This is a genomic window from Helicobacter sp. WB40, from assembly GCF_027859275.1.
Lineage (GTDB): Bacteria > Campylobacterota > Campylobacteria > Campylobacterales > Helicobacteraceae > Helicobacter_D > Helicobacter_D ibis.
Map to the genome: position 1 here is coordinate 126,943 of NZ_JAQHXS010000005.1, position 8,432 is coordinate 135,374.

The 8,432-nt window shown below is 34.7% G+C and carries 8 protein-coding genes; 4 read left to right on the forward strand and 4 right to left on the reverse strand.

Annotation, left to right across the window (positions count from 1 at the left end):
• Window positions 1-2,586: an apolipoprotein A1/A4/E domain-containing protein gene (locus PF022_RS05275; RefSeq protein WP_271023024.1), complete on the reverse strand. Its 2,586-nt coding sequence runs from the start codon at window positions 2,584-2,586 to the stop codon at window positions 1-3.
• 61 nt (window positions 2,587-2,647) lie between these two features.
• Window positions 2,648-4,243 carry a hypothetical protein gene (locus PF022_RS05280; RefSeq protein WP_271023025.1) on the reverse strand — a complete coding sequence of 532 codons (1,596 nt, stop codon included), beginning with the start codon at window positions 4,241-4,243 and terminating at the stop codon, window positions 2,648-2,650.
• A gap of 114 nt (window positions 4,244-4,357) precedes the next feature.
• Here PF022_RS05280 and PF022_RS05285 point away from each other — a divergent pair, with 114 nt between their 5' ends.
• Window positions 4,358-4,594, forward strand: coding sequence for a hypothetical protein (locus PF022_RS05285; protein ID WP_271023027.1), 237 nt, complete (start codon window positions 4,358-4,360; stop codon window positions 4,592-4,594).
• Between the two features lie 15 nt (window positions 4,595-4,609).
• On the opposite strand, the gene PF022_RS05290 is transcribed toward PF022_RS05285, so the two are convergent.
• Both PF022_RS05290 and PF022_RS05295 read right to left on the reverse strand, forming a co-directional pair.
• Window positions 4,610-6,427, reverse strand: coding sequence for a hypothetical protein (locus tag PF022_RS05290; RefSeq protein WP_271023029.1), 1,818 nt, complete (start codon window positions 6,425-6,427; stop codon window positions 4,610-4,612).
• Window positions 6,427-7,053: a hypothetical protein gene (locus PF022_RS05295; protein ID WP_271023031.1), complete on the reverse strand. Its 627-nt coding sequence runs from the start codon at window positions 7,051-7,053 to the stop codon at window positions 6,427-6,429. Before PF022_RS05295 ends, PF022_RS05290 begins: the two co-directional genes overlap by 1 nt.
• Window positions 7,054-7,188: 135 nt before the next feature.
• On the opposite strand from PF022_RS05295, the gene PF022_RS05300 reads away from it, so the two are divergent.
• The 3 genes from PF022_RS05300 to PF022_RS05310 all read left to right on the forward strand — a co-directional run.
• Complete coding sequence (locus PF022_RS05300; RefSeq protein WP_271023033.1) at window positions 7,189-7,410, forward strand: hypothetical protein; 222 nt, start codon at window positions 7,189-7,191, stop codon at window positions 7,408-7,410.
• Entirely contained in the window at window positions 7,410-8,198 is a 789-nt protein-coding gene (locus PF022_RS05305; protein WP_271023035.1) for a hypothetical protein, read from the forward strand. The genes PF022_RS05300 and PF022_RS05305 overlap by 1 nt, the downstream gene beginning before the upstream one ends.
• Window positions 8,191-8,432 (forward strand): single-stranded DNA-binding protein (locus PF022_RS05310; RefSeq protein ID WP_271023037.1); only part of this gene is annotated, 242 nt, incomplete at its 3' end. The genes PF022_RS05305 and PF022_RS05310, both read left to right, overlap by 8 nt.

Below are 8,432 nucleotides of genomic sequence, written 5' to 3' on the forward strand. Positions count from 1 at the left end.
TTATTTTATAACTCTTTTCTTTGCTAACACTCTAGCTCTAAAACTATTTTTACCACCCATGTTATACTCATGTCCTACTTTTCCATAATTTAAAGCACTATATAAAAATGTGGCACTACCTTTATGTGTGTTAAATACCAAGCTCTCACTAGCACTAGGAGCAAGTGGCTTAGTAAATGGATATGCATATACCAATGCACCCTTTTTAACTCCCTTTATTTCATTGAATGAATAAGACATATAGTAGTAAGACGTATTTCCAGAACCACCCATATGCACATTGCTGCAATCCCTTCTTCCATAGTTAGGCTCTGCATATCCACCTGACCAATAACCTCTGTTATAAACATAATAACCAGTGTTAGATACATGATTTAGCACCTGCTTTTTTTCTACTTCGAAATATCCACCTAAGTCCTCATCTTTTAGATTTCTAGCTACTATATTTCCTTTGCTTTCTAAATCAGTGCCATAATAGGTTCTAACAGCATCAGCAGTATTGTTTATATGCAAACTCATTAACACATTTCTGTAATAAAAGTCATCTCCAAATGGTTCTTCTAGCTCCAAAAAGTAGGCATATTTAGTTCCTTGACTCCAGTTAGCATCTAGCTCAAACCATCTGCTCTCTTCGCTACTTGGCATTATTAAGTCAAGCTTCTCACATAGCCACGGATTTATAAGCCTTCTTTCAACCATATAATCAATCTTTTCTTCATCACTAGAAAACTCGATATTCTCTAAGTCTTCATAATAATCTCCGCTATTATCCTCTGTGCTTCCTCCGCTTCCGGGATATGCTAGATCATTTTGTTTGCCAAGTCGCACCCATTTATTTGAGAGGAAGACATAAAAGACCTTAGATTTAATCCTAAAATAAAGATCATTTTCCCTAAAGCTAGGTTGTGGAAGTAAATTATCATCTATGCTTCCTCCGCTTGTGTTTTCATCACTCTCTCCGCTCACAAGCAAAGGTGTTGCAATATGTTCTGGTGGCTCACTCTCTCCATAGGCTTCATTTATTCTATAAACTTCCTTAAGTTCAAAGCTATTATCTTTCTTGTAGCAGAAAAACCACCTTAATGGCTCTCTTACCACTCTTTTTGTTAGGAAGTCTTTATGCTGTTGTTTTAGTTCTGCTACATTTTCATTTGTTACTTCTACATCATCGATAAAGAATGCTTTGTATTTTGCTAGATAAATCCTGCCTTCCAAATTACACGCCTCTAGTGCTGGTAGTCCGCTATGAGCTGGGATTACATCTGTGTCTGTCTTTTGCTCTGCTACTAGAGATTGGGCAGTTAGGCTTGGTTTTCTAGTTAGATAGTAGTATGTTTTACCCTCTATTGTGTAAGGCTTATTAAAGTCAAGCACGGGGAGATATTTCGCCAAATCTTCTAAGTAGAAATAAAACTTACCACTCCTAGAATCAATATAAATATCTTGTATCTCACTTTCTGCAGTTGGTGGTTTTGGTGGAAATAAATCACTTACAATCCCTCCTGCACTTCCATTTTTATTTCCCACCCATATATTTTTATTTGGTGTGTTATCTATGCAGATAAATACCTCAAAGCTTTTGTAATTAAGCCATAGAGCTTTTTCGTCTTTTGGATTCTCACTTGCACTTGGATCTCTCTCTTCAATGCCATAAAATCCATTTCCTTGAGCTTTTAAAAACTCCTCCCATACATTGCTTCCTTCTGTTTTATCTCTACATATCCATAATATCCCACTTAAAGTATCCAAATACAATGCATTATCTTTGCTAGGATTTATTGCTTTTGTCGGTGGCACTGCTTCTATGTAGTCAAAGCCTTTAAAGCTCTCTAATTTAGTATCTATTCTCTCTTGCGTATCTTGCAGGGTTTGTTTTATTTTCTCTTGTGTTTGCTCTAAATTGGTTGTAACTTCATCCAGCTTTGTATCTACTTGTTCTTGTGCTTGTTGTAGTGCCTCATTTTGTTCGCTCTTTAGTCTATCAAACTCTTGCCGAACCTCGTCCTTTATCTTTTGTAGCTCTTGTGGTATATCAAGTGCGTTTAGTTCTTCTATTTTTGCATCAATTTGAGCCTTTATCTCTCTTAGTTGTGTGTTTGTAGTTTCTATTAGATTATCTACTGCTTGTGTTTTGTTATTGTAATTATTTTCTAAGTTGGAATTTATCTCTTTTAATTCTTCTACAAATGTGATTTTAAACTCATTTATAAAGTGTGTGTTTTCTGCGATAAATTTATCAAACTCTGCTTCTAGCTTCTCCTTTAGTGCCGAAAACTCATTAGGTATAGAATCTAATATACCTTGCACTTGCAATTGTGTGCTTTCAATTAGCTTTTTTGCATTTGGGATTATAACCCCATTGCCTAAATCTACATCTTTGGCAAAAGCCGATGTAAAATCTAGCACGATTTTTAACTGGTTGCTTGTTGTATCACTTAGATCTAATATGCCTTTTGTTGCTAATGCTAAACTAGTCTTTAGTGTCTCGTTTAGCTCTAGCACTACATTGAGCCTTTTTAGTAGCTTTTCTACATCTTCACTTGTTGGGTGTGTTGGCTCTTCTAGTGTATTTTGTATTCTCTCCATACATTACTCCTTTTTTAAGAAGCATTTTATGGGGTTTTAAAAGAGGTTGTAAGGGGTAAGCTTATATCAATGTCTCCTTACTATTTTCCCTTAAATCAATCCTAGCTAGTAGCTGGTGAATTAGCTTTAGTTCATAAAATGGCGTCCATAACTCCTCTCTTCCTTCAAGTAAGAATATTTCTTTTTTCAAGCACTCTATTAGCTTTTCTAGGTTGTGAGATTCTATGTTTTCTTTCATTTCTGCTAAAAGTTCTGTTCTTCTTTTAAGTAGTTGTGCTATTTCTATTTCTAAGCTTTCATTTTCTTGGCTTTTTAGTTTTAGTTGCTCTTCTAACTCTTGTGTTTCTTTTAGCAATGCTTCTTTTTGTGCTTTTAATTCTTCTTTTTTGATTTGTAAGCTCTCTAGCTCTTCTAAGTTTTCATTGTTTTGTAGCTCTACTATCTCCAACTCTAGCTCCACTATTTCCCCTCTTAGTGATTTTATTAGCTCTCCTGCTTCTTGCAAACTTTCTTGCAGTCCTGCTTTTTCTCTCTCTAGCTCTTCTTTTTTAGCTTGTAGCTCTAGTAGCTCTTGTATTGTTGTATCTTTTTTTAGTTCTTCTATTTGTCTTTTTAACTCCTCTATCTCTCTTTGTAGTTTTTCCGCTTTTAGTGTATTTTCTTCATTGTTTGCTATTTGTTCTCTTAAGAGTTCTAGCTGACGCTCTAGTTCATCTTTCTCTATTCTTAAAGATTCTAAATCAACCTCGACAAACTCCCCCTTAAGCCTCTCTATTTCTGTTTTTAATGCCTCTAATTCTAGTTTTAGTGCTTCTTTTTCTTGTAAATCTAGCTTGTTTTCTTCTAGTAGTGCTTCTAGCTCTTTTTGTCTATTTTGTTCTATTTGTATTTGTTTTTTTATGTTTTCTATTTCTTCTAAATTTTGTTCATTTTGTCTTTGCAGTTCTTGTAATTCTTGCTCTTTTTGTATGTTTTGTTGCTGCAATGCTTCTAGTTCTTTTTGTGTATTTTCTTGTTTTTCTACCACATCACTTATTAGATTGACATTTTCTTCTAGCAGTGCTTGTAACACTTGTTGCTTTTGCACTCTTATTGTATCTAGCAGATGGACGAATTTATTATCAGTCGCGTTTATTGAATCTAGCATTCTGTATTTATCCCACTCTTCTTTATAGGTGTATTCTCTATAGCTTGGGTTTTCATTTAGATAGGATTCTTGGCTTTCTATTAAGTATGCTATATTTTTATCTTTGTATTGTGTTATAAACGCACTCCATTCAGTAGATGCTTTGCACCACGCATAAAGGGCGTGATTTGCCGCTCCATTTCCGCTTCCTCGTATGGTTGTAGTTCTATCAGTGCCATTTAGGCTAAATATTCTTGGGATTATTGTTCGATATACCGCATATGTAGGTGCTTTACCATCTAACAATACCCCGCTTAATCCTAAAAAGCCGGTTCTAACATTTGTATCTGCATATCCACTAGCACCATTTGTAGCACGGAAGAATGGATAAGTCTTTAAAAACTCATCTTTAAGCCTTTTATTCTCTCCTTCTTTTGTTGTGTTTAGCAGGGTGTTTTCTAGGTTGTTTATCTCATCTTTTAGCTTTGCTATTTGTATATTGTTTTGTTCTAACTTATCAAAAGATTCCATGCTTTGCCTTTTTTGCTTTGCATTTTATGGGGTTTTTAGCAAATTTGTAAGGGTGAAAGTTAAGCCTTATTTGTAACTCTTGCTTTTTGTATAATTTTTATTTTAGGAGTTATTATGGATTTCGTAGAGCTTATAAAGCTAATGCTTAATGATTGGAGTTTTAGCGTTGGTCTTATCATTGGGATTATTATCGGTATGATTTTTATGCTTGGCTATAAAAGAGAAGAAATAAGAGAAAAAAGAGAAGAAATAAAAGAATTAAGAGATGTAAAGGATAAGGAAATAAAAGAACTTAAAAAAGAAATAGCCTCTTTAAAAATATCAGCTTCTGCTAGAGAGTTTCAATTATAAGCTTAAACCACGATTTTAAGACTCCTTTCTCCACCCTTCTTGTGGCGTTTGTGGTTCTGGTGGCAGTGCATCTAAGTCTATTGTCTCAATGCAAGGATTCTTAGGAATCTCTCGACTAAATAAATCATGCGTTTTTTCGTCAATTACCAAGGTCCCGTGATAGTAATCTTTACCACTACCATTTAAAAAATCTAAAATCAAATAATAAAATGTCTCCTCTCTATTAAAAATATTTGTAATAGTCAAGCTCCACGTCCTAAGCTTGAATCTCCTTTCATAAAACTCTATCTTTTCTCTTAGTGTTCTTTCTTTTTTTAGATCATACATTGAGGAGAACTTTACTTTCTTTGGAGTTATTGGCCTGTATTTGTTTATCCCTACCATTACTTGCCTTCTATCTCTTGTTGCTACTCCGTGTGCTTTTAGTTTCATTAAATAAGGTTTCATTGGGAAGTGCCAAGTCATATTTTGTTGTTGCATTCTATATATCCTATCTATCTCTTCTGCGTTTATCCATATCTCACTCTCATAGCTATCATAAGCTTTGTGTGCTTCTTTTGCTTCTTTGTGCGTTTTGGCGTTTATGTATCGCAAATAATGAACCTTTGCTTCGGGCATTATTGCTTTTAACTTATTTACATATTGTGCTGCTTGTATTCCCAAGTTTATATTTGTGCTTGTATTTAGAGGTGTTCTCATAGGATAGAAACTTATATCTTTTTCTAAAAATGGCTCTAGCTTAGAATACACATAAGCAATAGAGTTGGCATACTCTTCAGCCTTAGAGTAGCAAGAGAGAAACTCGCTATCTTGGATTTGTTGCCATTTATCAAACAAGTCATCTAACGAAGGCTCACCGCCACCACCACTATCTCCACCAGTTTTGAAATAATCGCTTACTTTTTGGTAGTTAAAATCAGCCTTAAGACCCTTGCTATAATGCGTGTTCTTCTCCAAAAAGTCATTATTTACAATCTTAGAATAAAACGGCTTAACCTGTCTTTCCAGCGTTCTTTCATACAAGGCCTGTGCAGTGCCTAAGATATTAAAATATAAAACACATAATTCATTAAACCCTTCTGTAATTCTCTCATGTGCTCTCCTAGCATTATTTTCTAGTGAATCATTTTGTGCGTTTGTGCTAAACTTAAATGTAGATTGCCTTGTGCGTGTTTGGAATATATTTTCCATGTATTCGATATTTCCAGCCTTTTTCGTCTGCCATCTATTTTGTATTATTTCATCTACTTCATCGCTCCTAAATTCACCTAAGATTCCCTTGTTTGGATCATAGGCTATGCTTGGAGAGTAGCTCTCGCTCCCTGCTTTTTGTGCGTGATAGACTTCTCCATTTGCTAAAATTGAGTAGGGTTCATATACAATTAGGTGTGTTAGCTGATCTCTTTGTTCTTTTGATTTGCTTAAGGCTTCTAAGGAGGCTTTTGCAGACTCTAGCATATTTGAGATTGAGCTCAAAAAAACTGCTTTATCAATTACATTTAGAGTGTGAATTTTATTTATAACGCTTATTGCACTGGAGACTATTGCAATTGCAACTGCTGTTAGCGTCCCACCACTTATAATTGTAATTGCAACACTAACTGCAGCAACAAAAAAATTAAATACAACTTCAAAAATATTTCCACCATCAAAGATAGATTCAAGCCAACCTCGCTCACTTTTTGCTCTTCTATCTGCATATTCCCACGCAATTGGCTCATAATCTTCAAAGGCTAGTCCTAGCCCATACTTTTGGTTTATTGCTTCATATTCTCTTAGCTTTTCTTCATAATATCTTTGGCGGTCTTTCTTCCACCCATCAAATAATCCCATTACATTCTATTAAAATAAGACTCTTCAGTTGCATTTTGTGCGTTTGTTGCATCTACATTTGCACCTTCATAATGTTTTGGAACTTTATCTTCTTTGCTCTCTGTTTTTGTTTGTGCTTTGTAGAGTTCGTATAGTTTATTAAAAAACTCATTTGGAGCTAAGTTCTCTAGCTCTCTTTGCACTCTTGGTGGAATATCATTTGTAAAGTAATCAAACATAGCCTTTACATCTGCGTTTGGATTAGCCTTTAAAAACTCTGATTGTGCATTCTCAATACTTGCTAGTGTCTTTTTTTGGCTTATTTCAGATTCAATCTCCCCTGCTCTTTGTTGCTTAGAGGCTATTTTGTCATTAAAGAATACATTTTGCATATCTAGCACTTTTTTAAAGAACTCTTCTTTGTTTTCAAAAAACAGCTCTTCATCATCAGCAGTTAGATTCTCGCTCAAAAACTTGGCAAAATCACCCTCCAAAGTTGCCTCATTTTGTGCTAATTCATTTTGCAATCCTGCTAGTTCACTCTCCAAAAGAGAAATGCCATCATCTTGCGGAAGTGGTTCTTGTGGTTCTTGTGGTATTTGCTCGTTTTGCGTTTGTGGATTGTCTCCTATTGGTAATTTTTCCATTGATAACTCCTTAAAATTTTTAAGAAGTATTCTAAGATTTCTAAAGTTAGGTTGTAAGGGATAAATCTTAAGTAAATATTGAACCCTTATAAAAATCACCCCTCTTAGCTACCATTCTTATAAAAAAGGATTCTTATGAGATTAATAGGCGTTAAACTTTTAGAATACATAGGCGAAGATGATTTTTTATTCACTAAAGATGGATATAGCTATACCATTAAAAAAGGTGAAATAATAGCCATACCTGATGATCACTGGGCAAGGTGGCTACTAGACAAACCATATTTCATAAACCACGCACTAAAGCCAAAAATAAAACAACCAAAAGATAAAAAACAAGAACAAGGACTATTCTAATGAATACAAAAAGATTCAATGATAACCTTTTAAATATCCAAGAAACACTGCTAAAAAGTAAGTTTTTAGAACATTTAGAATCTACAAACTATACTTATGAAATGCTAAGCAATACGCTTCTCCAAGTAACACAACTAGCAATAAATGCCTCCCTCTCACTAGAAGAGATAGAGCTAAAAGAAAGAGAGCTATCATTAGGAGAAGAAAAAACAAGACAAGAAATAGAACTAGCCGTGCTAAATGCAAAAGCACAAGCAAGACTATCACAAAGTGAAGCAGTAAAGTCTCTGGTTCAAGCCCACTCAATGGTAGAATCTATCCCACAAAATGCCGCTATAAATAGGGCAAATGCTTATGTTGGGTTTTTAAATGTAGTAGGAAATGCGAGTAATGAGGGTGCAATTTCAGAGCATTCAAAAAATGTAATACAAGTAATAAATCAAATAGTAAGTAAAGAAATCCCAAATTACAAAGAAATCCTAGACAAACTAAAAGAAAGCATACAAGGGCTTATCCACATCGGAAGCGGAAGCAAGGAAGTCTTTATCTATGCACCTAAGCTATTGTTGTATGTAGATGAGGAGATACGACTGCTTGGCTTTAGTGCGTATGGAAATAATGAAGCAAGATTCTTGGTTGAAGGAAGAACTATCAATTCCAAATCACTAATCTACACTCCTAAAGTTGCTGGAGAAGTCGAAATAAGCTTTGAAGCTAAGAGCGATGAAGATGTGTGGGTGAAAGATACGATTATTTTGCAGGTTTTACAAAGGAGTGAAAATGAATAAGATTATCTTGTGTGGATATTTGGGGAAAGACTTTGAGCTTGTAATTGGCAAAAATACATATGCAAAGACAAGCATAGCTATAAGTGAGAGTAGAGAAAAAGAAGGAGAGATTGTAGAACATACAAACTGGATTCCAATAATCATCTTTGGCAAAAGAGCAGAAGTCGCACACAAATACTTCAAAAAAGGTGATAAATTCTTAGGAAGTGGCAAAATACATACAAGCTCTTTTAC

Excerpts from the sequence above, each read along its gene's own strand:
- PF022_RS05280 (WP_271023025.1), bottom strand. The coding sequence starts at position 4,243 with ATGGAATCTTTTGATAAGTTAGAACAAAACAATATACAAATAGCAAAG.
- PF022_RS05290 (WP_271023029.1), bottom strand. The coding sequence starts at position 6,427 with ATGGGATTATTTGATGGGTGGAAGAAAGACCGCCAAAGATATTATGAA.
- PF022_RS05305 (WP_271023035.1), top strand. The coding sequence starts at position 7,410 with ATGAATACAAAAAGATTCAATGATAACCTTTTAAATATCCAAGAAACA.
- PF022_RS05285 (WP_271023027.1), top strand. The coding sequence starts at position 4,358 with ATGGATTTCGTAGAGCTTATAAAGCTAATGCTTAATGATTGGAGTTTT.
- PF022_RS05275 (WP_271023024.1), bottom strand. The coding sequence starts at position 2,586 with ATGGAGAGAATACAAAATACACTAGAAGAGCCAACACACCCAACAAGT.
- PF022_RS05300 (WP_271023033.1), top strand. The coding sequence starts at position 7,189 with ATGAGATTAATAGGCGTTAAACTTTTAGAATACATAGGCGAAGATGAT.
- PF022_RS05295 (WP_271023031.1), bottom strand. The coding sequence starts at position 7,053 with ATGGAAAAATTACCAATAGGAGACAATCCACAAACGCAAAACGAGCAA.